The sequence below is a fragment of the Brevundimonas sp. genome, from assembly GCF_965279155.1.
GTDB lineage: Bacteria > Pseudomonadota > Alphaproteobacteria > Caulobacterales > Caulobacteraceae > Brevundimonas.
Genome location: NZ_OZ257138.1, coordinates 684,775 through 706,730, shown reverse-complemented (window position 1 = coordinate 706,730; position 21,956 = coordinate 684,775). Strand labels below are relative to the sequence as shown.

Annotated in this window: 22 protein-coding genes, 2 tRNA genes and 1 riboswitch; of the genes, 18 read left to right on the top strand and 6 right to left on the bottom strand. The window is 66.3% G+C overall.

The genetic code is table 11. From position 1 onward, the window contains the following. The first annotated feature begins 18 nt into the window (after positions 1–18). Genes ACQY72_RS03565 through ACQY72_RS03555 form a run of 3 tightly spaced genes read left to right on the top strand, consistent with a single transcriptional unit; the run spans position 19 to position 3,859 of the window. Positions 19–1,365 carry an MATE family efflux transporter gene (locus ACQY72_RS03565; protein WP_428155789.1) on the top strand — a complete coding sequence of 449 codons (1,347 nt, stop codon included), beginning with the start codon at positions 19–21 and terminating at the stop codon, positions 1,363–1,365. Between the two features lie 54 nt (positions 1,366–1,419). Further along, positions 1,420–3,123: a methionine--tRNA ligase gene (gene metG / locus ACQY72_RS03560; protein WP_428155787.1), complete on the top strand. Its 1,704-nt coding sequence runs from the start codon at positions 1,420–1,422 to the stop codon at positions 3,121–3,123. 22 nt (positions 3,124–3,145) lie between these two features. Beyond that, a complete protein-coding gene (locus ACQY72_RS03555) occupies positions 3,146–3,859 on the top strand; it encodes a 2OG-Fe(II) oxygenase (RefSeq protein WP_428155785.1) in 714 nt (237 codons plus the stop codon). A gap of 185 nt (positions 3,860–4,044) precedes the next feature. Here the strand turns inward: ACQY72_RS03555 and ACQY72_RS03550 are convergent, their stop codons facing one another. From ACQY72_RS03550 to rlmB, 3 genes are read right to left on the bottom strand one after another with little or no spacing between them, the layout of a single operon-like run. Then, entirely contained in the window at positions 4,045–4,383 is a 339-nt protein-coding gene (locus ACQY72_RS03550) for a rhodanese-like domain-containing protein (RefSeq protein ID WP_428155783.1), read from the bottom strand. Beyond that, the gene (locus tag ACQY72_RS03545) at positions 4,380–5,201 is read right to left on the bottom strand and encodes a YjbE family putative metal transport protein (RefSeq protein ID WP_428155782.1); all 822 of its coding nucleotides are present in this window, start codon (positions 5,199–5,201) and stop codon (positions 4,380–4,382) included. The genes ACQY72_RS03550 and ACQY72_RS03545 overlap by 4 nt, the downstream gene beginning before the upstream one ends. Positions 5,202–5,232: 31 nt before the next feature. Beyond that, positions 5,233–6,117 carry a 23S rRNA (guanosine(2251)-2'-O)-methyltransferase RlmB gene (gene rlmB / locus ACQY72_RS03540; protein ID WP_428155780.1) on the bottom strand — a complete coding sequence of 295 codons (885 nt, stop codon included), beginning with the start codon at positions 6,115–6,117 and terminating at the stop codon, positions 5,233–5,235. A gap of 148 nt (positions 6,118–6,265) precedes the next feature. Here rlmB and ACQY72_RS03535 point away from each other — a divergent pair. From ACQY72_RS03535 to ACQY72_RS03520, 4 genes are all read left to right on the top strand, one after another. After that, positions 6,266–6,349: transfer RNA gene (locus tag ACQY72_RS03535), tRNA-Tyr, on the top strand. 79 nt (positions 6,350–6,428) lie between these two features. After that, positions 6,429–6,502, top strand: a tRNA-Gly gene (locus ACQY72_RS03530). 65 nt (positions 6,503–6,567) lie between these two features. After that, positions 6,568–7,758 (top strand): elongation factor Tu, encoded by a 1,191-nt coding sequence (tuf, locus tag ACQY72_RS03525; protein WP_135195311.1) that lies wholly within the window; start codon positions 6,568–6,570, stop codon positions 7,756–7,758. Positions 7,759–7,906: 148 nt separating this feature from the next. Beyond that, positions 7,907–9,502, top strand: a complete 1,596-nt coding sequence (locus tag ACQY72_RS03520) for a carboxylesterase/lipase family protein (RefSeq protein ID WP_428155778.1) — start codon at positions 7,907–7,909, stop codon at positions 9,500–9,502. 3 nt (positions 9,503–9,505) lie between these two features. On the opposite strand, the gene ACQY72_RS03515 is transcribed toward ACQY72_RS03520, so the two are convergent. Next, complete coding sequence (locus ACQY72_RS03515; RefSeq protein ID WP_428155777.1) at positions 9,506–10,564, bottom strand: L,D-transpeptidase family protein; 1,059 nt, start codon at positions 10,562–10,564, stop codon at positions 9,506–9,508. A gap of 37 nt (positions 10,565–10,601) precedes the next feature. Beyond that, entirely contained in the window at positions 10,602–10,763 is a 162-nt protein-coding gene (locus tag ACQY72_RS03510; RefSeq protein WP_428155776.1) for a hypothetical protein, read from the bottom strand. A 151-nt stretch (positions 10,764–10,914) separates the two neighbouring features. Here ACQY72_RS03510 and ACQY72_RS03505 point away from each other — a divergent pair, with 151 nt between their 5' ends. The 3 genes from ACQY72_RS03505 to ACQY72_RS03495 all read left to right on the top strand — a co-directional run bounded on the left by ACQY72_RS03505 (position 10,915) and on the right by ACQY72_RS03495 (position 13,975). Next, positions 10,915–12,075, top strand: a complete 1,161-nt coding sequence (locus ACQY72_RS03505) for a GNAT family N-acetyltransferase (protein ID WP_428155774.1) — start codon at positions 10,915–10,917, stop codon at positions 12,073–12,075. Between the two features lie 13 nt (positions 12,076–12,088). Next, on the top strand, positions 12,089–13,003 hold the full coding sequence (locus tag ACQY72_RS03500; protein WP_428155773.1) for a transcriptional regulator: 915 nt from the start codon (positions 12,089–12,091) through the stop codon (positions 13,001–13,003). Between the two features lie 84 nt (positions 13,004–13,087). Then, a complete protein-coding gene (locus tag ACQY72_RS03495; RefSeq protein WP_428155772.1) occupies positions 13,088–13,975 on the top strand; it encodes a GIN domain-containing protein in 888 nt (295 codons plus the stop codon). Between the two features lie 138 nt (positions 13,976–14,113). Here ACQY72_RS03495 and ACQY72_RS03490 read toward each other — a convergent pair whose 3' ends face one another. Next, the gene (locus ACQY72_RS03490) at positions 14,114–14,857 is read right to left on the bottom strand and encodes a porin (protein ID WP_428155770.1); all 744 of its coding nucleotides are present in this window, start codon (positions 14,855–14,857) and stop codon (positions 14,114–14,116) included. 251 nt (positions 14,858–15,108) lie between these two features. Further along, a riboswitch (cobalamin riboswitch) is annotated at positions 15,109–15,311 on the top strand. A gap of 110 nt (positions 15,312–15,421) precedes the next feature. Between ACQY72_RS03490 and metE the strand changes: the two genes are divergently transcribed. The 8 genes from metE (at position 15,422) to rpsS (ending at position 21,956) form a co-directional block, all read left to right on the top strand. Next, a complete protein-coding gene (metE, locus tag ACQY72_RS03485) occupies positions 15,422–17,761 on the top strand; it encodes a 5-methyltetrahydropteroyltriglutamate--homocysteine S-methyltransferase (protein ID WP_428155769.1) in 2,340 nt (779 codons plus the stop codon). Further along, positions 17,758–18,522 carry an acyl-CoA thioesterase gene (locus ACQY72_RS03480; protein WP_428155767.1) on the top strand — a complete coding sequence of 255 codons (765 nt, stop codon included), beginning with the start codon at positions 17,758–17,760 and terminating at the stop codon, positions 18,520–18,522. The genes metE and ACQY72_RS03480 overlap by 4 nt, the downstream gene beginning before the upstream one ends. A 295-nt stretch (positions 18,523–18,817) precedes the next feature. Then, a complete protein-coding gene (rpsJ, locus tag ACQY72_RS03475) occupies positions 18,818–19,123 on the top strand; it encodes a 30S ribosomal protein S10 (protein WP_105563630.1) in 306 nt (101 codons plus the stop codon). Positions 19,124–19,144: 21 nt separating this feature from the next. Further along, entirely contained in the window at positions 19,145–19,894 is a 750-nt protein-coding gene (gene rplC / locus ACQY72_RS03470; RefSeq protein WP_055753390.1) for a 50S ribosomal protein L3, read from the top strand. Further along, complete coding sequence (rplD, locus tag ACQY72_RS03465; protein WP_135195321.1) at positions 19,894–20,532, top strand: 50S ribosomal protein L4; 639 nt, start codon at positions 19,894–19,896, stop codon at positions 20,530–20,532. Before rplC ends, rplD begins: the two co-directional genes overlap by 1 nt. Continuing rightward, positions 20,532–20,834: a 50S ribosomal protein L23 gene (locus ACQY72_RS03460; protein ID WP_135195322.1), complete on the top strand. Its 303-nt coding sequence runs from the start codon at positions 20,532–20,534 to the stop codon at positions 20,832–20,834. The genes rplD and ACQY72_RS03460 overlap by 1 nt, the downstream gene beginning before the upstream one ends. A 4-nt stretch (positions 20,835–20,838) precedes the next feature. Further along, the gene (rplB, locus tag ACQY72_RS03455) at positions 20,839–21,675 is read left to right on the top strand and encodes a 50S ribosomal protein L2 (RefSeq protein ID WP_135195323.1); all 837 of its coding nucleotides are present in this window, start codon (positions 20,839–20,841) and stop codon (positions 21,673–21,675) included. 2 nt (positions 21,676–21,677) lie between these two features. Continuing rightward, complete coding sequence (gene rpsS / locus ACQY72_RS03450; RefSeq protein ID WP_135195324.1) at positions 21,678–21,956, top strand: 30S ribosomal protein S19; 279 nt, start codon at positions 21,678–21,680, stop codon at positions 21,954–21,956.

Below are 21,956 nucleotides of genomic sequence, written 5' to 3'. Positions count from 1 at the left end.
TGGCCTGTGCCGCCTCCGATGATCGCGCTCAGCCCCCAGACCCGTTCCGCCTTCCGCGACCTGCTCAACCTGGCATGGCCGGTGATTTTGGCGCGGATCGGCATCATGACGATGGGTCTGACCGACGCCATCGTGGTGGGCAACTTCTCCAGCAAGGAACTGGCTTTTCATTCGCTGGCCTGGGCGCCGACGTCGATCGTGGTGACGACGGCGGTGGGCCTGATGCTGGGCGTGCAGGTGATGACGGCGCGCATGCTGGGCGAGGGGCGTCGGCACGCCGTTGGCTCGGTGCTGCGCCGGGGTATGACCTATTCGCTGCAGATCGGCGTGATCTCCATGATCGCCCTGATCGCCATCGGCCCGTGGGGTTTGGGCAAGCTGGGGCTTGAGAACGGACTGGCGGAAGGCGCGGGTCCGGCCCTGGTCGTCTTCGCCCTGTCCATGCCCTTTTATCTGATCTCGGTGACGGGGCAGTTCTTCCTGGAGGCCCTGGGGCGGCCAAAGCCCGGCATGGTCGCCATGTGGGTGGCGAACGGGGTCAATCTGGCGCTGAACATCGTGCTGGTGCCGGACCTGCTGGGCATCGGTTTCGACGGCGCCTTCGCCTCGGCCTGGGCGACGTTCGGCGCGCGGGCGGCGTTGGCGATCTTCCTGGTCATCTACATCCTGCGCCTGCCCGAGGCGCGGTCGCTGGGCATTTTCGACAAGCCCGAGCGCGACCCCAAGGCGGCGCGCGAACAGGTCAAGGTCGGCCTGGGCGCCGGCGCATCCTATTTCATCGAGGTCGGGGCCTTTTCCGGCTTCACCTTCTTCGCCGGCCAGATCGGTACGGCGGAGACGGCCGCCTGGGCGGTAGTGCTGAACGTCTCGGCCATCGTCTTCATGCTGCCCATGGGGCTGTCGTCGGCGACGGCGGTGCTGGTGGGGCGCAGCTATGGCGCCGGCGACGGGCGAGGGGTGTTGCGCGCGGGACTGGTCGGGTTGGGGGTGGTCACGGCCATGACCCTGGTCGTGGCGCTGTTGGTCTGGCCCAGCGCGCATCTGATCGTCGGGGCCTACAACCGCGACCCGGCCCTGCTGGCCATTGCGGCGCCGGCCCTGGTTCTGGCGACCCTGTTTTTCGTGGCGGACGGCATCCAGGTCGTGGCGGCCCAGGCGAACCGGGCGGCAGGGGATGTCTGGTGGCCCACCATCATGCATTTCGCGGCCTATGGGGCGGTGATGATGCCGCTGGGCTGGGTGCTGGCGCACCGGATGGGCATCGACGGCCTGGTCTGGGCTGTGGTGATCGCCAGCCTGGCGTCCTCGACCCTGCTTACGGGGCGATTTGTCCGCGTAGCGCGTCGATTGCCGCAAGGCGTTTGAGGAAACGGCGCCGCCGCTCTATATCCCTGCGCTTCCCCGAACTCCTGGACGATCATGGCCCGCATCCTCATCACCTCGGCGCTGCCCTACATCAACGGCATCAAGCACCTGGGGAATCTGGCGGGGTCGATGCTGCCGGCCGACGTCTGGGCGCGGTTCAAGCGGGCCCAGGGCCATGAGGTGCTGTATATCTGCGCCACCGACGAACACGGCACCCCGGCCGAACTGGCGGCGTCTGCCGCCGGTCAGGACGTGCGGACCTATTGCGACGAACAGCACGAGATCCAGAAGGCTGCCGGCCAAGCGTTCGGCCTGAGCTATGACTGGTTCGGCCGGTCCTCGAACCCGCAGAACCATCGCCTGACCCAGCATTTCGCCGAGGCGCTGGAGAAGAACGGCCTGATCGAGGAACGGGTGGATCGGATGATCTACTCCATCGACGACGCCCGCTTCCTGCCCGACCGCTATGTCGAGGGCACCTGCCCGCACTGTGGTCACGTCGGCGCGCGCGGCGATCAGTGCGACAACTGTGGACGCCTGCTGGACCCGACCGACCTGATCGATCCCTATTCGTCGGTGTCGGGGTCCAGGAATCTGGAGGTGCGCGACACGCGCCACCTCTATCTGTTGCAGACGAAGATCGAGCCGGAAATCCGCGCCTGGGTCGATGGCAAGAGCGGCTGGCAGCTGCTGGCCAAATCCATCGCCTACAAGCATCTGGACGAGGGGCTGATCGACCGGGGCATCACCCGCGACCTGGCCTGGGGCGTGCCCGTGCTGAAGGACGGCTTCCCCCGGCCGGGCATGGAGGACAAGGTCTTCTACGTCTGGTTCGACGCCCCCATCGAATATATCGCCGCGACCGAGGAATGGGCCGAGGCGACCGGCGGTTCCTGGCGCGACTGGTGGCGGCTGGACGAGGGGGCGGAGGACGTCCGCTATGTCCAGTTCATGGGCAAGGACAACGTCGCCTTCCACACTGTGTCGTTCCCTGCGACCATCATCGGCTCGGGCGAGCCGTGGAAGACGGTGGATCAGCTGAAGGCCTTCAACTGGCTGAACTGGTACGGCGGCAAGTTCTCGACCAGCCAGAAGCGCGGCGTCTTCATGGACCAGGCGCTGGAACTGCTGCCGGCCGACTACTGGCGCTGGCGCCTGACGGCCTATGGTCCTGAACACGCAGATTCGGCCTTCACCTGGGAGGATTTCCAGGCCTCGACCAACAAGGACCTGGCCGATGTGCTGGGCAACTTCGTCAACCGCATCGTCAAGTTCGCCGAGTCGAAGTTCGACGGCGTCGTGCCGGATGGCGGCGAGGCCGGGCCGGTCGAGATCCAGCTGGAAGCCGACATCAAGGCGGGCATCGCCGAGGCGACCGAACAATTTGAGGCCATGGAGTTCAGGAAGGCGGCCCAGGCCCTGCGCGCCGTCTGGGTGCTGGGCAACGAATATCTGCAGGTCGCCGCGCCTTGGACGGCGCTGAAGACCGACCGCGACCGGGCGGCCGTCGGCGTGCGGACGGGGCTGAACCTGGTGGCTCTGTTCGCCCGTCTGGCGGCGCCGATCCTGCCGTTCTCGGCCGAGAAGATCGCGGCCTCGGTGGGGGTCAGTGACCTGTCCTGGCCCGGCGCGGACGAGGATGTGCTGAACGTCCTCACCGTCGGTCAGCCGGTCGCTGCTCAAGGCGTGCTGTTCGCCAAGATCGAGGACGCCCAGGTCGCAGAATGGTCCGAACGCTTCGGCGGCGCGGACGCCTGATCGGGCGGGTGGGGGATATGCGATGACGCCGATCCTGACGCTCCTGAACGACGAACGTCGTGCCGCGATTCGCGAGCGATTGGCGCGCACAGGCCGGACGCAGATCGACGGCGTCCTGGCCCCGGCCGACGCTCAAGGACTGTATGAGGCGGCCACGACCGCCGACTACAATGTCGTGACGCGACGCGGTACGGGGCATGTCGATCTGCCCGCCGCCTGGCTGGCGTCACTGCAGCCGGGACAGAAACAGGCCTTGGGGCAGGCGGTGCAGGTTTCGGCCCAGACCGACTTTCAGTATCTGTACGACAACCACCCGATCTATGACCTGGACGCGGCGGGGCAGGCGGCGCCGGTGTGGTCCGACTTGCTGGCCTTTCTGAACGGCGAGGCCTTCCTGGATCTGATGCGGGACGTGACTGGCGAGCCGCGCATCGCCCTGGCCGACGCGCAGCTGACCCGCTATCGCGCCGGGCACTTCCTGACCGAGCATGACGACCACGCGGACGGCAAGAACCGCTTCTTCGCCTATGTGCTGAACCTGACGCCGGCCTGGCGGATCGAGTGGGGTGGCCTGCTGGCCTTCCACGGCGCCGACGGCAATGTGACCGAGGCCTTCACGCCGCGCTTCAACACCCTGAACCTGCTGAAGGTGCCCACGCCCCATTCTGTGACCCAGGTCGCCCTGTCGGCGGCGGCGGATCGGATCTCCGTCACGGGGTGGCTGAGGGGAGCTTAGGCTCCAATCTTTCGTTATTCCGGGCGAAGCGAAGCGCAGACCCGGAACCCAGCGGCGCGCGAGAGCGCGAACCTGTCGCGTATACGGTCGTTGTCAAATATCCAGCGGCGCATGGATCGCCTGCGGCGCCGCTGGGTTCCCCGGTCTCGCTGCGCTCGCCGGAGAATGACGAAAGACGTTTTAGATCAGGCCTGTTCGGTGAACACCACCGGCAGGCCTGCCGCATGCCAGGCCTGGATGCCGCCGGTCAGGTTGAACAGGGGCTGGCCGTCGGGGCCGGTCGGGCCGACGAAGGCGCAGACCTGGTGGCTGCGGCCGCCCTTCAGGCACTGGACGACGATCTTCCTGTCGGCAGGCAGGTCGAGCGCCTCCCAGGCGGCGGGCATCTGGCTGAGCGGGGCCAGGATGGCGCCGTCGATGCGGGCGGCGGCGAACTCGTCCGGCTCGCGCACGTCGATCAGGATCGCCTCGCCGGCTTGCAGCCAGGCGGCGGCCTCCTCGACGGTGATCGTGGCGACGGTCATGCCGCGGGCGCCGCAGCCGGCGCCGTCGGTTCGGCGGGCGCCGGGGTCGGGCTATCCTCGGTTCGCCTCTGGCCCAGGTGTTTGGCGGCTTCCTTCGGGCTGATCTCGATGAAGGCTGGGGCCGAGGCGTTGAACTCGTCCATATGGCCGGTGCGGACCACCACCTGACGGGCGCCGTCCCAGATCATGTGGATGGCGACATAAAGGACCACGACCAGGCCGACGTAGCCGATCCAGCGGTAACGGTGCAGCAGCTTGGCGATGAAGGTGGCGGCCAGACCCATCAGGGCGATCGACAGAATCAGTCCGAAGACCATGATCCAGGGGTGATCGTGGGCGGCGCCGGCGACGGCCAGCACATTGTCCAGCGACATGGTCAGGTCGGCGATCATGATCTGCAGCAGGGCGGCGCCGAAAGACTTGCGCTTCAGGCCCAGCTCCTCGGGCGACGGCCCCTTGCCGTGCTCGATGCTCAGGGCCAGTTCGAGTTCCCTCTCGGCCTCGGCCTGGTCGTGCGTGCGCTGCTCCTGCAGTTCGCGCCACATCTTCCAGCACACCCACAGCAGCAGAAGGCCGCCGGCCAGCAGCAGGCCGACCAGGGCCAGAAGCTGAACCGTGATCAAGGCGAAGCCGATGCGCATGACCACGGCGGCGGCCAGGCCGATCAGGATGGCCTTCTTGCGCTGGTCCTGGGGCAGGGCGGCGGCGGCCAGGCCCACGGCGACGGCGTTGTCGCCGGCCAGGACCAGATCCATCAGCAGAACCTGGCCCAGAGCGGCGGCCTGGCTGGCGAATTCGGGAGACGAGAAAAATTCCATTTCCGCTCTCTAACGCCGGTGCGACCTTCTGTCAGCCGCGTTGAGCGCGAGACGCCTCATAAAGCGCGACGGCGGCGGCGTTGGAGACGTTCAGGCTCTCGAAACCGCCTGGCATGGGGATCTTGGCCAACACATCGCAGTGTTCGGCGACCAGGCGGCGGATGCCGTCGCCCTCGGACCCCATCACCAGGACGGTGGGCTGGCGATCCAGCGCCTCTTCCAAAGTCTGTTCGCCCGTCCCGTCCAGACCCACGGCGCGCCAGCCCAGATCGGCCAGCCGCTCCAATGCGCGCGAAAGGTTCGTCACCCGCGCGTGTGGCAGGCGTTCGGTGGCGCCGACCGCCGCCTTGGCCAAGGCGCCGGCCAGGGCGGGGGCGTGACGGTCCTGGACGATGATTCCCCGCGCGCCGAATGCCAGGGCGGAGCGGAAGATGGCGCCGACGTTCTGCGGATCCGTCAGCTGGTCCAGCATGACGATCACGCCCTGGGCCGGATCGGCCAGCTCTTCCAGCGACACGCCTTCCAGCGGCTGGACCTTGAAGGCCAGGCCTTGGTGCACGGCGCCGGCGGGCAGCATTCGGGTCAGGGCCTGGACCTCGACCACCTCGATCTTGTGGCCGTGGGCCAGTTTGCCCTCTTCGATCTCGGCGGCGCGCTCGGCCGTGGCCAGAAGGCGACCCGTGCCGCGACGCGCGGGATTCGCCAAAGCGGCCAGAACCGGGTGACGGCCCCACAGAAAATTATCGGCGTCCGACTTGTTACGATCCGGCGCGCGGGGCTGGCGGGGCGCATCGTCGCGCCCGGAAAAGCCTTGCGCGGCGGGCTTTTGACCCCTGTCGAGCGGCCCCTCAGGCCGGTTTCCGAAGACCGGTTTTTTACCGCTTCTACGGTCGTTGCGTTCTGTTTTCGACGACACTATAAGACGCCCTCCGATTTGGAGCCCCAAGGGCTTTCGGGTCTGGGCGCCCCCTCTATCCTAGAGGAGGCGACAAGCCGAAGGCTTTTGTTTCGTCCCGCTTCTTTATGGCGGAAACGAGGGGTCCGACGGTTCGACAAGGCGCGCTGGGGGAATGTCCCGAGTGGCAAAGGGGGGGGACTGTAAATCCCCTGCGTAAGCTTCGTAGGTTCGAGTCCTACTTCCCCCACCACGCGCCTTGACGGATACGACGGATCAGGACCCGAAGAGGATCGGCTGCGGCGTTCCCTAAGAACTTCCGCAGTCTCCGCGCGGGTATAGCACAATGGTAGTGCAGCAGCCTTCCAAGCTGAGGATGTCGGTTCGATCCCGTCTACCCGCTCCAGGTTTTTTAAAAAGATCAGCATCGCGCCCCTCCGCTGACGGACCCGGGCCATCAGGAGTTTGGCCATGGCCAAGGAAAAGTTCGAACGGAACAAGCCGCATTGCAACATCGGCACGATTGGTCACGTTGACCACGGCAAGACGACGCTGACGGCTGCGATCACGATGGCTCTGGCCAAGGCGAGCGGCGGCAAGGCGATGAACTATGCCGACATCGACGCAGCGCCGGAAGAAAAGGCCCGCGGCATCACGATCAACACCGCGCACGTGGAATATGAGACGGCCAACCGTCACTACGCCCACGTCGACTGCCCCGGCCACGCCGACTATGTGAAGAACATGATCACCGGCGCCGCGCAGATGGACGGCGCGATCCTGGTGGTTTCGGCCGCCGATGGTCCGATGCCGCAGACCCGCGAGCACATCCTGCTGGCCCGTCAGGTCGGCGTGCCCGCCCTGGTGGTCTTCATGAACAAGGTCGATCTGGTCGACGACGAAGAACTGCTTGAGCTGGTCGAGATGGAAGTGCGCGAGCTTCTGTCGTCGTACCAGTTCCCCGGCGACGACATTCCGATCACCAAGGGTTCGGCCAAGGCCGCGACCGACGGCGTGAACCCGGAAATTGGCGAGCAGCGCGTGCTTGAGCTGATGCAGACTGTGGACGACTACATCCCGCAGCCGGCGCGTCCGCTGGACCTGCCCTTCCTGATGCCGGTCGAAGACGTGTTCTCGATCTCGGGCCGCGGCACCGTGGTCACGGGCCGCGTCGAAAAGGGGATCGTCAAGGTCGGTGAAGAAGTCGAAATCGTCGGCATCCGTCCGGTCCAGAAGACGACCTGCACCGGCGTCGAAATGTTCCGCAAGCTGCTGGACCAAGGTCAAGCCGGTGACAACGTCGGCGTCCTGCTGCGCGGCACCAAGCGTGAAGACGTCGAGCGCGGCCAGGTGCTGTGCAAGCCGGGCTCCATCACGCCGCACACCAAGTTCCTGGCCGAAGCCTACATCCTGACCAAGGAAGAAGGCGGTCGTCACACCCCGTTCTTCACGAACTATCGCCCGCAGTTCTACTTCCGCACCACGGACGTGACCGGCATCGTTCACCTGAAGGAAGGCGTCGAGATGATCATGCCCGGCGACAACGCCGAGCTGAACGTCGAACTGATCACCCCGATCGCCATGGACCAGGGCCTGCGCTTCGCCATCCGTGAAGGCGGCCGCACCGTCGGCGCCGGCGTCGTCGCCAAGATCGTCGAGTAGTCGACGCCAAGTCTTCGGACCGACAGTAGCGTAACAGAGCGGCCCCCGGAGAAATCCGGGGGCCGTTTTGCTTTGAGGCGCAGCGGATGTCGGCAACGCGGCCTTGCTTCAGGCGTTAGGATCGTCTGCCGAAAAGCCAAGGTTCCCGATGCGTCTGATCTCGTTGCTTGCGTGCCTTGTCGCCCTGCCGGCCTGCGCGACCCATCCCGGCAAGGTGGATCATGTCCGGTTCGCCGGCGATGCGAAGACGGTGCTGGCGACGACGGAGGATGGCATGCTGCGCGGCGTGGATGGGGCGGGGACGCGGGCGTTTATGGGCGTGCCGTTCGCCGCGCCGCCGGTGGGTGATCGACGTTGGCGCGCGCCGCAGCCGGTGGAGGCGTGGAGCGGTGTTCGGGATGCGACACGGATCGCCAAGGACTGCACCCAGGCCATCGGGCGGCGCTCGATCCTGGGCGGCGGCGGCGGGATCGTGGTGGGGTCCGAGGACTGTCTTTACCTGAACATCTATGCGCCGGGCGGGCAGGCGGCCGAGCCTCGGCCGGTGATGGTCTATATCCCCGGCGGCGCCTTCACCGTGGGGTCGGGGGCCAACTACGATCCGTCGAAACTGGCGCGCGACCAGGGTCGGGTGGTCGTGACGATGAACTATCGGCTAGGGGCGCTGGGCTGGCTGGCCCATCCGCAGTTCCAGGCGACAGGGGAGGGCTTCGGCGGCAACTTCGGCCTGATGGATCAGCAGGCGGCGCTTAAGTGGGTCCATCGCAACATCGCGGCCTTCGGCGGCGATCCGGGCAACGTCACCGTATTTGCCGAGAGCGCGGGGGCGTGGACCGCCTGTTATCTGATGACCTCGCCGCAATCCGAGGGGCTGTATCAGCGGGTCATCATGCAGAGTGGCGGGTGTCTGGAGCCGTCGTCGCTTGTCAGTGCGCAGGATGCGGCCCAGTCGGGGCCGATGTTCGCCGAGCGGCTGGGCTGCACGGGCGAGGATCAGATCACCTGTCTGAAGGCCTTGCCGGCGTGGCGACTGTCGCGTGCGGCCTCGCTGAGGGCGGGCATCAATGGGCCGGGGTCGTGGGGGCCGGTGCATACGGACGCGACCGTACCTGAAAATCCGGCGGCAGCGCTCCGCGAAGGGCGGTTCACGCGCGTGCCGGTGATCGTGGGCACGAATCTGGACGAGGGGCGGCTGTTCGCCAATGAGGTGCAGGATATGGATCGTTATCAGAAAGAGACGATCTGGATGTACGGCGACCAGGGCGAGCGTGTTCTGGCGCGCTATCCGGTCGGCGAGGATGGACCAGCCTACGCCATAGCCACCAACTTCACGGATCAGAGGTTCGCCTGTCCCTCACAGGCGCTGAGGCGGCTGTTGGCGCAGCATGTGCCGGTGTGGGGCTATGAGTTCGCGGATCGTGGGGCGCCGTTCGTGCTGCCGGACTGGATCGTCGGTCTGGACCTGGGGGCCTATCACGCCAGCGAACTGGCCTATGTCTTCGGGACCAGTTGGGTGTTTGCGGACGTTAAGAAATTCACGCCGGAGCAGAAGGCGCTGTCGGAGCGGATGCAGCGGCTGTGGGCGACGTTCGGAACGGCGGACTTCGCCGCAGAATGGCCCCGCGTCGAGGGTGCGGGGCCGGTGCGGATGTTCAAGCCAGAGGGCGATGTGATGGACGACGACTTCTTCGCGCGCCACCACTGCGATTTCTGGGACGGGACGCCGTTCGGCGCCGTCCACTGATCTTCAGATGAAGCGGACCGTGACGCCGGGCTTGACCTTGTCGGCCAGCGTCCAGGCGTCCCAATTGGTCAGGCGGACGCAGCCGTGGGACGCCGTCTTGCCCACCAGGTGCGGGTCAGGCGTGCCGTGGATGCCGTAGCTGGGCTTGTTCAGGTCGATCCAGACGACGCCGACCGGGTTGTTCGGGCCGGGTTTGACGATGACCTTTTCCTTGCTGTCGCCATAGCTGAGCTTGGACGGGTCATAGGTGTAATCGGGGTTTCGGGCGACGCCGTTGACCTTGACCTTGCCGGTCGGGGTCGGGTTGTCGCCGCTGCCGATTGTGGCGGGAAAGTAGGCGATCAGCTTGCCGTCGGCGTCGAACGCCTTGACCGAGCCTTCGCTCTTGTCGACGTCGATGTGATTCACGTCGGCGCGCAGAGGCGTGGTGTTTATGGCCGGGACCAGCAGCGTCTGGCCGACGCGGTTGAAGTCGGCGCCGGGGTTCATGGCGCGCAGCAGCGCCTCGGTGACGTGGAAGCGTTCGGCCAAGGCCTCGACGATGTTGGCGTATCCCATATGTGCGGCCTGGCCCTGGGCCTCCAGATCCGTGGGGACGACGCCGATATAGGGGCCGGCGATGTCCTGCTGGGTGATGGCGTAGGTGGTGGTGATCGTACCTGGACCGGCGGCGGCGCGCAGTCGGCCCATCACATCGGCGTCGAGTTCGCCCGTCACAGCCATGGCGTTGGCTTCCTGGAAGGCGGAAATGGCCTGACGCATGTTGGAGCCGGCCAGACCGTCGATGGCGCCGGGCGAGAAGCGGGCGCGCTCAAGCAGAACCTGAGCGCGGATCAGGGCGGGTTGAGCCTGGGCTTGGGCGGCGTCGGGCTGAGGCGACTGTCCGGCTTGGGGCGCCCGCTGGGCGGGCGGCGTATAGGCGGAGTTCTCGATGGCGTCGCGCGAGAGGGGGCCAGTCGCGCCCGCCTCGACCGCCGGGGTCTTGGCGGTGTCTTCCTGCCTGGGCGAGCAGGCGGACAGGGACAGGACGGCGAGGGCGGCGAGGTAGGCGGATCGGTTCATTGCGGACTTTCGAGGCAAACGGGGCAGGTGGGCGAAATCAGTTCTGTTCGCCGGTGGCGGGATCGGTTTCGGTCTCGCCGGAGTTGGATGAGCCTTCCGAGCCCTTGGGTTCGGTGGCGGGGCGCGGCGGTTCGCCGTCTGCGTTCGGTCGCAGGTTTTCGTTTTCGACGCTTTTGCTGTCGGGGCGTTGGTCGGTCATGGTCGTCTCCCTTTGGATCAAGGCAACGCGCAGGGGGCAAGGCGGCTCCGTCAACGCGCGTTCACCATGCCGGTGAACCCTGATGAAACGCGCGGGGTGCAGGGTGGGGTCTGGAATGGACCTTGCTGCACGGGGTTCAATGAGGATGCGTATGGCCGGAATGCTGCAGGTCGAGATCATGAACGCGGGGGCGCTGGACGCCGCCGCCGTCGCCCTGTGGCGTGCGTGGACGGACGGCAATCCGGAGCTGGCCAGTCCCTATTTCCGCTGGGAATACGCCGAGATCGCCTCGCGGGTCTGTCCGGGCGCGGCGATCGCGGTGTTCCGGCGCGACGGCGAGATCGTCGGCTTCTTCCCGCATCAGCGGCGCGGCGGAGCGGTGCAGCCGCTGGGCGCGCCGATGAACGACTATCACGGCGTCATCGCACCCGCAGGCGAGACGATCACGCTGGAAGAGGTGGCCCGGCTGTTGAAGGCCAAGCGGCTGAACGTGCCCGGCTGGATCGGCGCCGGCGAGACGGGGCAGGCGCGCGAGACGGTGCAGGTCGTCATGCCCGAGCCGGGATATGACGCCTGGTACGCCGAGCGGCGCTCGACCTTCGGCAAATATTTCAAGGACAAGGAACGGGCGCGCCGCAGCCTGGAGGCCGAGCTGGGGCCGATCCGGGTGGAGCGGGGTTTGCGCGATCCGGCGCTGCTGGATCATCTGATCGCGTTGAAGGCGGCGCAGTATCGGCGGTCGGGTCTGCACGATATCTTCGCCTGCGGCTGGACGCGGGATCTGTTGCACGCGCTGATGAGCGAGCCGCGCGCGGACTTCGGCGCCTCGATGGCGGCGATGCATGCGGGCGACAAGCTGGTGGCGGTTGAGTTCTCGCTGCACGCCGGGCGGCACTATCATTTCTGGTTCCCGGTCTATGAGCCGGCGCTGGCGCGCTGTTCGCCGGGCATCCTGCTGAGCATGGACACGATGCGACTGGCGGCGCTCGAAGGGTTCCGGGTGTTCGACTTCGGATTCGAGGGCGAGACCTACAAGAAGTATTTCGTCAACGCCCGCCAGACGGTGCGCGAGGCCGTGGTGATGCGGCCCGGCGTGACCCAGGTGCTGGGCGACGTGACGGTGGCGGCGCTGAACCGCGCTGGCGGACGGGGCGAGGCGGTCAGGGCGTCGCTGCGCCGACGCTGGGCCACTATCGAAGCCTGTGAGGCGACGCCGGTCGGCCGGCTGAGGGGGGCTGCGGTCGCGGCGCGATCCGCCGTCCAGAAGGCGGCCGCCAAGAAGAAGACGCCGGCGCGCGTCGCCCACGTCTGAAGGAGAGGCTGCTATGACCCAACGCCGCACCCGCTATCCGGGACCGATCGCCGAGGCGAAGACCCACGCCCACACCCTGATCGATCAGGGCTTCGCCGAGGACGTGGCGCTGGCCGCCGTGCTGGATCGCTATCCGGCCGAGTTGTTCGACATCAATCTATATGACTACGACGACGAGGGGCAGGTCAGCTTGCGCACCGGCGCGCGCGGGCGGCTGTCGGGCGAGGAACTGCTGGAGGCGATCAAGCAGGGGCGGCTCTGGGTCAATCTGCGCCAGGTCGAGACCGGCTGGCCCGAGCTGTGGGCGGCGGCGATGAAGGACTTCGCCGCGATCCAGGCGACCTATCCGGGGATGCGGGCGGTTCGGAATGCGGGTCAGTTGATCCTGTCGTCGCCCAAGGCGCGGGTGCCCTATCATTTCGACGCGGCGGGGGTGGTGCTGTTCCACCTGCGCGGGCGCAAGCGGCTGTTCGTCTATCCGGGCGACGAAGGGCATCTGCCCGAGCGCAATATGGAACAGGTCGTGGCGCGCCAGACGACCGAGGAACTGCCCTATACGCTGGCGTTCGAGGCCGACGCCCAGGTGATGGATCTGGAGCCGGGACGGGCGCTGACCTGGCCGCTGTATGCGCCGCACCGGGTCGAGAATCTGGACCGGTTTTGCGTCAGCCTGTCGATGGATTTCCAGACCTGGCCGTCGCGGTTCAGGAATGGGGCGCTGTTCACCAATGCGGTGATCCGCAGCCGGGGTGGCCGGCCGCGCTTCACCGACGGCATGACGACGCCGGAGCTGGCCGCGCGCTGGGCCGCGTCGCTGGCGTTGAAGAAGGCGGGGGCGATGCGGAGCAAGATCGCCAACTTCGAACGCGATTTCGAACCCGAGGTCGGGGCGGAAGACGGTGCGGGTGCGCTCAACACGGCGCGTTAATTCGAGTTCATGACCCCGAGTTAAAATGACTTCGGCGCGGGCTGCGCGCACCTTCTCCTCACATTCGGGAAAGGGAAGCCGCACATGAAGACCGCACTGATCGCCGCCGCCGCTGTCGCCACACTGACGGGGCTGGCCGCCGCGCCCGCATCGGCCGCCGAGGTCGAAATCCGCAACGCGGTGGCGCGCGTCGTCGTCATCGTCGAGGACCGCAACGACATCGGCGTCGAGGTCACGCAGGGCCAGACGCGTCTGCCGGCCATCCAGGTCCGTCGCGAAGGCGGCGACGTGAAGATCGACGGCGGCCTTCGTCGCAACGGCATGTGGGGCGGAAACGACGGCATCCGCAGCTGCAACTCGGGACGGTCGGACGCCGCGCAGCCGGGGCAGGGCGCGACGGTCGAGGTGCGCGACCTGGGGCGCATTCGACTGGAGGACGCGCCGCTGATCGTGGTGCGCACCCCACGCGCGGTGGATGTCAGCGCCAGCGGCGCCGTGTTTGGCTCGGTCGGACGTGGCGCGCGGTCGGTCGAACTGAACAACGGCGGTTGCGGCAACTGGAACGTCGCCAATGTAGACGGCGATCTGGAACTGGGCCTTGGCGGGTCGGGGGCGATCCGCGCGGGCACGTCGCGTTCGCTGGATGCCAGTGTCGGCGGCTCCGGCTCCATCGCCGCGGGATCCACCGGAAGGCTGAAGGCAGCCGTGGGCGGATCGGGCAATGTGGACGTGGCCAGCGTCAATGGCCGGGGAGAGCTGTCGATCGGCGGCTCGGGCGGGGTGAACGTGCGTCAGGGCCGGATGGACAAGCTGTCGGTCGCCATCGGCGGCTCGGGCGATGTCCGCTACGGCGGCGCGACACGTGATCTGGATGTCGCCATCGCAGGATCGGGCAGCGTCCGCGTCGCCTCGGCCACCGGATCGGTGTCCCGTTCGGTCGTCGGATCGGGAACCCTTCATATCGGGCGCTAAGACCCGTTTCTCCGCCGCGAGAGGAAAGGCCCCCGGTCGTGGAACCTCGGGGGTCTTTTTCGTGGACGACGACCAGACAGCAAAAAGCCCCGGCGGATCGCTCCGCCGGGGCTCTTCGTATCGGAAGGTCCGTAAGGCTTAGAAGGCGCCCAGGACGCTCGTGATGGCCGAAACGCCCAGGTTGGCGCCGGCGCGATCGCGGGCTTGCAGGCCGCCACCGAACGAGTAGCGCAGGCCCAGGGCCCAGGTGTCGACGTCGATCGAATCGACATCGGCGCGGGTGTAGGAAGCGCCGACCGAGAACGGGGTGTTGTCGAACTCGTATTCAGCGCCGACGCCGTAGGTCCAGGCGTCAACGCTGCCTGCGTTCACGTCGACGTTGTTGTACGAGACGCCAGCGTTCAGGCGCAGGTTCGGCATGACGTAGAAGGCGGCGTCGCCACCGACGGTCCAGATGTCGCCGGCGTCGGCGTCGGTCCAGGCGACCAGGCCGGTCAGGGTCGAGCCAGCCAGATACTTCTGAGCTTCGGCGCCCACGGTCCAGACGGTGTCGCCCGTGCCGATGCCGTTGGCGGCGACGAAGGCGCCGGCGCGGACGTCGGAGGTCCACAGCTTGGTCAGGTGAGCGGCGGCTGCGCCCGAGGTGTCTTCTTCACCGAATGCCTTGGTGTAGTCGATGGCGCCGTTCAGGGTGACGGTCCAGTCCTGAACCGGCATGGCGACGGTGCCGTCAACGGTCCAGATGTCGGCGTCGACATCGTTGCCGGCGACTTCGATCGACGGGTTCGAATAGGTCACGCCGACCGAGCCTATGGCGTCTTGAGCGAAGGCCGGAGCGGCGAACAGGGCAGCGGCGGCGGTGGCGAGGAGGATCGTCTTCATTTTCTTTTGTCCTTAGCAGTCTGTGCCCGGATGGGGGTCCAGGGAGGGCGCCTGCTATCAGGGTGCGGACGAAGCTGAGCAATAAACCGCCGTTCGTTTTTCGCCTGTCGCGAAGCTGTTGCACGACTGTCACGCGTTGCGGCAGAAATGTGTCACCAAGGGGGAGGTCCTGGGGCGAACGGTTAACGCCGGGAGGGGATATAAAGATATAAGTATATCCTTATGTCTATTGACGCCTGCTGCAGTTTGCGATCATCTGGCTGCGTCGTGGTCTGCACGCGCTCTTCGGGGTGTGTGGAGCTAAGAGGGAAGCCGGTGTGAAACCGGCGCTGCCCCCGCAACTGTAAGCGGCGAGTCGAGGGTCCATCTCGTGTCACTGGCGTTCGCGCCGGGAAGGCCGGACCCGAGGCGTCGACCCGTGAGCCAGGAGACCTGCCCCGACAGATAACGTCCTCCGGCGGGGTGCCCGGTCAGGCCGCATGCGCGCCGCCGGACCCATTGTGTCCGCGTCGGCGTCCGCGCGACCCTGTCCGAAACCTGGCCACAACACAGGTTTCGAACGTCATGACCCGCCACATTGTCCAGGTCGCCACCCTCGGCTTTCCCCGCATCGGCCCCAAGAGGGAGCTGAAGACCGCGCTCGAAGCCCATTGGGCCGGTAAGATCGATGCGGACGCCCTGCTGTCCACCGCCGCCGATCTGCGCGGCCTGACCTGGGCGCGGCAACGCGATCTGGGCGCCAACATCGTGCCGTCGAACGACTTCTCTCTTTATGATCAGGTGCTGGATCTGACCGCCATGGTCGGGGCCGTGCCTGCCGCCTATGGCTGGAACGGAGACAGTGTCGATCTGGCCACCTATTTCGCCATGGCCCGTGGGTCGCGCGGCGACGCCCAGGTCTGCGAGCACGGTCACACTCATGGCAGCGGCGAAGGCGTGCCGGCCATGGAGATGACCAAATGGTTCGACACCAACTACCATTATCTCGCGCCCGAGTTCACGGCCGACCAGGTGTTCCGCCTGGGATCGACCAAGGCGCTGGACGAATATCTGGAAGCCAGGGCGCAGGGGATCGAGACCCGGCCAGTGCTGCTGGGGCCGGTGTCCTATCTGCTGCTGGGCAAGACGCGGGGCGAGGCCTTCGATGTGCTGAGCCTGCTGCCGCGCCTGTTGCCGGTCTATGCCGAGGTGTTGCGGTCGCTGGCGCGGGCGGGGGCGACCTGGGTGCAGTTGGACGAGCCTTGCCTGGTCACCGACCTGAGCGACGAGGCCAAGGCGGCCTATGACCACGCCTACCGCGTGCTGACGGATGTGACGCCGCCGATCAAAGTGATGCTGACGACCTATTTCGGGGCGTTGGGCGACAATCTGGAAGCAGCGCTGAAGCTGCCTGTGCAGGGGCTGCACATTGATCTGGTCCGCGCGCCGGAACAACTGGCGCAGGTGGCGTCGGCCGCTCGGCCCGATCAGGTGCTGTCGCTGGGCGTCATCGACGGCCGCAATGTGTGGAAGGCCGACCTAAACGCCGTGCTGGACCGGGTCGAGCCACTGGTGGCGGCGGGGCGTCAGGTGGTGATCGCGCCGTCCTGCTCGCTGCTGCACACGCCCATCGATCTGGAGCGTGAGACGGCGCTGGATGCGGAGATCAAGGACTGGCTGGCGTTCGCTGTGCAGAAGGTCGGCGAGCTGGCGATCCTGGCGCGGGCGCTGAACGAAGGGCGGGCGGCGGTGAAGACCGAGCTGGACGCCTCGACCGCCTCTGTCGCGTCGCGCCGCACCTCGCCGCGCATCAATGATCCCAGAGTGCAGGCGCGGGCGGCCGATACCGATCCGGCGCTGGCGAACCGAAGCTCCAGCTTCGAGATTCGGCGCGGGGTTCAGCAGCGGCGGCTGAACCTGCCGACCTATCCGACCACGACCATCGGCTCGTTCCCGCAGACCTCGGAGGTCCGCAAGGCGCGGGCCGACCACGGCAAGGGCGTCATTGATGATGCGGCCTATGCCCGGTTCCTGCGTGAGGAGACCGCGCGGACGGTGAAATGGCAGGAGGACCTGGGGCTGGACGTGCTGGTCCACGGTGAGTTCGAGCGCAACGACATGGTCCAGTATTTCGGCGAGCAGCTGTCGGGCTTTGCTTTCACCAAGGCGGCCTGGGTTCAATCCTATGGCTCGCGCTGCGTGCGGCCGCCGATCATCTATGGTGACGTCTCGCGGCCCAGGCCGATGACGGTGGAGTGGTGGCGCTATGCCCAATCCCTGACCGACCGGCCGATGAAGGGGATGCTGACCGGGCCGGTGACGATCCTGAACTGGTCCTTCGTCCGCGACGACCAGCCGCGCAGCGAGACCTGCCGCCAGATCGCCTTCGCCATCCGTGACGAGGTCACGGACCTGGAGACGGCGGGCGCGGCGGTGATCCAGATCGACGAGGCGGCCCTGCGTGAGGGCCTGCCGCTGCGTCGTGCGGACTGGGCCGGCTATCTGGAGTGGGCGGTGGAGAGCTTCCGCATCACGGCTTCGGGGGTCAGGGACGAGACCCAGATCCACACCCACATGTGCTATTCCGAGTTCAACGACATCATCCAGTCCATCGGGGCCATGGATGCGGACGTCATCTCCATCGAGACCTCGCGGTCCAGGATGGAGCTGCTCGACGCCTTCTCCGACTATCGCTATCCGGCCGAGATCGGGCCGGGCGTCTATGACATCCACTCGCCGCGCGTGCCGTCAGTGGAGGAGATGGCGGCCTTGCTGACGGCGGCTTCGGGCAAGCTGCCGGCGGATCGGCTGTGGGTGAACCCGGACTGCGGGCTGAAGACGCGGGGCTGGCCCGAGACCGAGGCGGCGCTGACGAACATGGTGTCGGCCGCAAAGGCTGCGCGGGAAGAGACGGCGCGGGCGTGAGCGTCACGCTTATAGACATGGTGTTCCCTGGCGACGCCAATCACCACGGCACATTGTTCGGGGGTGTCGGTCTGGCGCACTTGGACAAGGTCGCCTTCCTGGCCGCTGCGCGTCATGCGCGGCGGCCGACCGTGACGGCGGGGTGCGAGCGGATCGACTTCGCCGCGCCGGCCCGGATCGGCGAGATGGTCGAGGCGACGGGGCGGGTCGTGCGCGTCGGCCGCACGTCTATGGGCGTCGAGGTCGAGCTATGGGCCGAGGCGCCGGTCAGCGGCGAACGGCGGCTATGCACGCGGGGCGTCTTTAATATGGTCGCGCCGCGAGAGGCGGGGCAGGGCGACCTGCCGCCTCCGCAGGAAGCCCCGCCCGTGGACGACGGCTGGCTGAGGACGGTGGAGATGGTCTTCCCGACCTGGACCAACCACTACGGCACGCTCTATGGCGGCGATGCGCTGAAGCTGATGGGCAAGGCGGCCTTCATCTGCGCCACGCGCAAGGCCAGGGCCGTCATGGTCATGGCGGCGTCGAACCGCATCGACTTCTCGTCTCCCATAAGAGAAGGCGACATGATCGAACTGGCGTCGCGCGCCGTGAAAATCGGTCGGACGTCGGTGACCATAGAGGTCGAGCTGTGGGCCGAAGGGCTGCTGACGGGCGAACGGCGGCGGTCTGCAGCGGCTGAGTTTGTCATGGTGGCGGTGGACGAAGCGGGAGGGCCCAGGCCGATTTACAGGTCGGTGTCGCCGCTGGAGATCGCCTGACGAAATCCTGTGTCAGCACGGGTTTGCGCGCTTGACGAAATCAGAATCGGTAGGCATAAGCCACCACTCTTGTTGGACCGGCTGTGCAGTTCGCTGCAAACGCGGTCCGCAGGAACGACCTAAGTCACTGTTCTTTGCAGCTTCTTGGGACTTCAGCGGCCTTCGCGGGTAACTGCGTGGGCCGATCGTTTTTGCGGATTTGCGTTCCCTGAGGGCTTTTTGCCCGAAGGCCTTCGGTCTTTGAAATAGTTCACAGGGACGCGGTCCTCCGACCGCATTGGAAGTAAGCACCGATATGGATCAAAGCATCCGCATCAGGCTCAAGGCCTTTGATCACCGCGTCCTCGATTTCTCGACGCGCGAGATCGTCAATACAGCCAAGCGCACCGGCGCGACCGTTCGCGGTCCGATTCCGTTGCCGACCCTGATCGAAAAGTTCACCGTGAACCGCTCGCCGCACGTCGATAAGAAGTCGCGTGAGCAGTTTGAAATCCGCACGCACAAACGCGTGCTCGACATCATCGACCCCACCCCGCAGACCGTGGACGCGCTCATGAAGCTCGACCTGTCCGCCGGTGTGGACGTCGAGATCAAGATTTAAAGTAGAAAGAGGCGGGATCCGATGCGCACGGGCGTGATCGCCAAGAAGCTGGGCATGACCCGCGTGTTCGCCGATGACGGCGCGCACGTACCGGTCACTGTGCTTCAGCTCGACGGCTGCCAAGTCGTCGGCCAACGTACCCAGGAGCGTGACGGTTACGTCGCCCTCCAGCTGGGTGCTGGCACGAAGAAGGCCAAGAACACCAACAAGGCTCAACGCGAGACCTTCGCCAAGGCGGAAGTCGAACCGAAAGCCTATGTGACCGAGTTCCGCGTCGATGCGGACGGTCTGCTGGACGTGGGCGCCGAACTGTCGGCCGAACACTTCCTGGTGGGCCAGAAGGTCGACATCCAGGGCGAGACCATCGGTAAGGGTTTCGCCGGCGCCATGAAGCGCTGGAACTTCGGCGGCCTTCGCGCCACCCACGGCGTTTCGGTCTCGCACCGTTCGCATGGTTCGACGGGTAACCGTCAGGACCCGGGTCGCACGTTCCCCGGCAAGAAGATGGCCGGCCATTACGGCACGGAAACCGTCACCACCCAGAACCTGACCGTCGTCCGCGTGGACGCCGAGCGTGGCCTGATCCTGATCAAGGGCGCTGTCCCCGGTCACGACGGCAGCTACGTCAAGGTTCGCGACGCCATCAAGAAGGCTCGCCCGGCCGACGCTCCGTTCCCCGGTGCGCTGAAGTCGAGTAAGTCTGCTGCTCAACCCGCCTCGACTCCGGCTGAAGAAGCCCCTGTCGAAGCGACCGAAGGCGGTGAAGCGTAATGAAACTCTCTGTCATCCAACTCGACGGCAAGGCTGCTGGCGACGTGGAACTGTCGGACGCCGTCTTCGGCATCTCCGACATCCGCGGCGACATCCTGGCCCGCACCGTCAACTGGCAACTGGCCAAGCGCCGCGCCGGTACGCACAAGGTCCAAACCCGCAACGAGAACTCTCGTACGGGCAAGAAGATGTACAAGCAAAAGGGCACCGGCGGCGCTCGTCACGGTTCGCGCCGTGCACCGCAGTTCGTTGGTGGTTCGCGCGCCTTTGGTCCGATCGTTCGCGATCACGGCTTCTCGCTGCCGAAGAAGATCCGCGCGCTGGCCCTGCGTCACGCCCTGTCCTCCAAGGTCAAGTCGGGCGACCTGATCATCGTCGACACCGTCTCGGTCAAGGAAGCCAAGACCGCCTCGCTGCGCGAGACGCTCGGCAAGCTGGGCTGGACCAAGGCTCTCATCATCGCGGGTCCCGAAGTCGACACCAACTTCGGCCTGGCCGCACGCAACATCCCGCACATCGACGTGCTGCCGAACGCCGGCCTGAACGTCTATGACATCCTGCGGGCTGACAAGCTGGTGCTGACCAAGGCCGCCATCGAAGCGATCGAAGCTCGCTTCAGCGATAAGGAAGCCGCGTAATGGCCGCTCAACCTACCGCCAAGCACTACGACACGATCCTCTCGCCGATCATCACCGAGAAGGCGACGATCCTGTCCGAGCAGAACAAGGTCGTCTTCCGCGTCGCCGACACGTCGACCAAGGACGAGATCGCCGCGGCGGTCGAAAGCCTGTTCAAAGTCAACGTCCTGAAGGTCAACACCCTGGTTCAAAAGGGCAAGACCAAGCGCTTCCGGGGTATCCTGGGTCGCCGGGTCGACATCAAAAAAGCGATCGTGACGCTGGCCGACGGCCAGTCGATCGACGTCACCACGGGGCTCTGATCAGATGGCCTTGAAACATTACAATCCGACCTCGCCGGGCCGTCGCGCCCTCGTGCTGGTCGACCGTTCGGAGCTCCACAAGGGCCGTCCGGAAAAGTCGCTGACCGAAGGCCTGACCAAGTCGGGCGGACGCGGGCAGGGCGGTCGCATCGCGGTCCGCTTCCGTGGCGGCGGCGCCAAGACCCTGTACCGCAGGATCGACTTCAAGCGTCGTAAGTGGGACATGGTCGGCACGGTCGAGCGTCTGGAATACGATCCGAACCGCACGGCCTTCATCGCCCTCGTGACCTACGAAGACGGCGAGAAGACCTACATCATCGCGCCGCAACGCCTTAAGGCCGGCGACACGGTGATCGCGGGCGAAAAGACCGACGTGAAGCCGGGCAACGCCATGCCGCTCCGTTCGATGCCGGTGGGTACGATCATCCACAACATCGAAATGAAGCCGGGCAAGGGCGCTCAGCTGGCCCGTTCGGCCGGCGCCTACGCCCAACTGGTGGGTCGCGATCAGGGTTACGCCCAGATCCGTCTCGGCTCGGGCGAACTGCGCATGGTCTTGGATGGCTGCATCGCCACGGTGGGCGCGGTTTCGAACCCCGACCACATGAACCAGAACCTGGGCAAGGCCGGTCGCAAGCGTCACATGGGCTTCCGCCCGCACGTTCGCGGCGTCGCCATGAACCCGATCGACCACCCGCATGGTGGTGGTGAAGGCCGGACCTCTGGTGGTCGTACCCCGGTTACGCCGTGGGGCAAGGACACCAAGGGCACCCGTACCCGTAAGAACAAGGCTACGGACAAGTACATCATCCGTACCCGCCACGTTAAGAAGGCTCGCTAAGAATGGCCCGCTCCTCCTGGAAAGGCCCGTTTGTCGACGGGTATCTGCTCAAGAAGGCCGACGCCGTTCAAACGTCGGGCCGCAAGGACGTGATCAAGACCTGGTCGCGCCGCTCCACCATCCTGCCGCAGTTCGTCGGTCTGACGTTCGGCGTCCATAACGGTCAGAAGCATGTGCCCGTGTCGGTCTCGGAAGAGATGGTCGGCATGAAGCTCGGCGAGTTCGCCCCGACCCGGAGTTTCCCGGGTCACGCGGCGGACAAGAAGGCCAAAAGGAAGTAA

What these genes read in the sequence shown, in the direction of transcription:
- ACQY72_RS03495 (WP_428155772.1), top strand. Translation starts at nt 13,088, where the DNA reads ATGAAGACCGCACTGATCGCCGCCGCCGCTGTCGCCACACTGACGGGG.
- rplC (WP_055753390.1), top strand. Translation starts at nt 19,145, where the DNA reads ATGCGCACGGGCGTGATCGCCAAGAAGCTGGGCATGACCCGCGTGTTC.
- ACQY72_RS03505 (WP_428155774.1), top strand. Translation starts at nt 10,915, where the DNA reads ATGGCCGGAATGCTGCAGGTCGAGATCATGAACGCGGGGGCGCTGGAC.
- tuf (WP_135195311.1), top strand. Translation starts at nt 6,568, where the DNA reads ATGGCCAAGGAAAAGTTCGAACGGAACAAGCCGCATTGCAACATCGGC.
- ACQY72_RS03550 (WP_428155783.1), bottom strand. Translation starts at nt 4,383, where the DNA reads ATGACCGTCGCCACGATCACCGTCGAGGAGGCCGCCGCCTGGCTGCAA.
- ACQY72_RS03545 (WP_428155782.1), bottom strand. Translation starts at nt 5,201, where the DNA reads ATGGAATTTTTCTCGTCTCCCGAATTCGCCAGCCAGGCCGCCGCTCTG.
- ACQY72_RS03510 (WP_428155776.1), bottom strand. Translation starts at nt 10,763, where the DNA reads ATGACCGACCAACGCCCCGACAGCAAAAGCGTCGAAAACGAAAACCTG.
- ACQY72_RS03490 (WP_428155770.1), bottom strand. Translation starts at nt 14,857, where the DNA reads ATGAAGACGATCCTCCTCGCCACCGCCGCCGCTGCCCTGTTCGCCGCT.
- metE (WP_428155769.1), top strand. Translation starts at nt 15,422, where the DNA reads ATGACCCGCCACATTGTCCAGGTCGCCACCCTCGGCTTTCCCCGCATC.
- metG (WP_428155787.1), top strand. Translation starts at nt 1,420, where the DNA reads ATGGCCCGCATCCTCATCACCTCGGCGCTGCCCTACATCAACGGCATC.
- ACQY72_RS03555 (WP_428155785.1), top strand. Translation starts at nt 3,146, where the DNA reads ATGACGCCGATCCTGACGCTCCTGAACGACGAACGTCGTGCCGCGATT.
- ACQY72_RS03520 (WP_428155778.1), top strand. Translation starts at nt 7,907, where the DNA reads ATGCGTCTGATCTCGTTGCTTGCGTGCCTTGTCGCCCTGCCGGCCTGC.
- rpsJ (WP_105563630.1), top strand. Translation starts at nt 18,818, where the DNA reads ATGGATCAAAGCATCCGCATCAGGCTCAAGGCCTTTGATCACCGCGTC.
- ACQY72_RS03460 (WP_135195322.1), top strand. Translation starts at nt 20,532, where the DNA reads ATGGCCGCTCAACCTACCGCCAAGCACTACGACACGATCCTCTCGCCG.
- ACQY72_RS03500 (WP_428155773.1), top strand. Translation starts at nt 12,089, where the DNA reads ATGACCCAACGCCGCACCCGCTATCCGGGACCGATCGCCGAGGCGAAG.
- ACQY72_RS03565 (WP_428155789.1), top strand. Translation starts at nt 19, where the DNA reads ATGATCGCGCTCAGCCCCCAGACCCGTTCCGCCTTCCGCGACCTGCTC.
- rpsS (WP_135195324.1), top strand. Translation starts at nt 21,678, where the DNA reads ATGGCCCGCTCCTCCTGGAAAGGCCCGTTTGTCGACGGGTATCTGCTC.
- ACQY72_RS03515 (WP_428155777.1), bottom strand. Translation starts at nt 10,564, where the DNA reads ATGAACCGATCCGCCTACCTCGCCGCCCTCGCCGTCCTGTCCCTGTCC.
- rplD (WP_135195321.1), top strand. Translation starts at nt 19,894, where the DNA reads ATGAAACTCTCTGTCATCCAACTCGACGGCAAGGCTGCTGGCGACGTG.
- rplB (WP_135195323.1), top strand. Translation starts at nt 20,839, where the DNA reads ATGGCCTTGAAACATTACAATCCGACCTCGCCGGGCCGTCGCGCCCTC.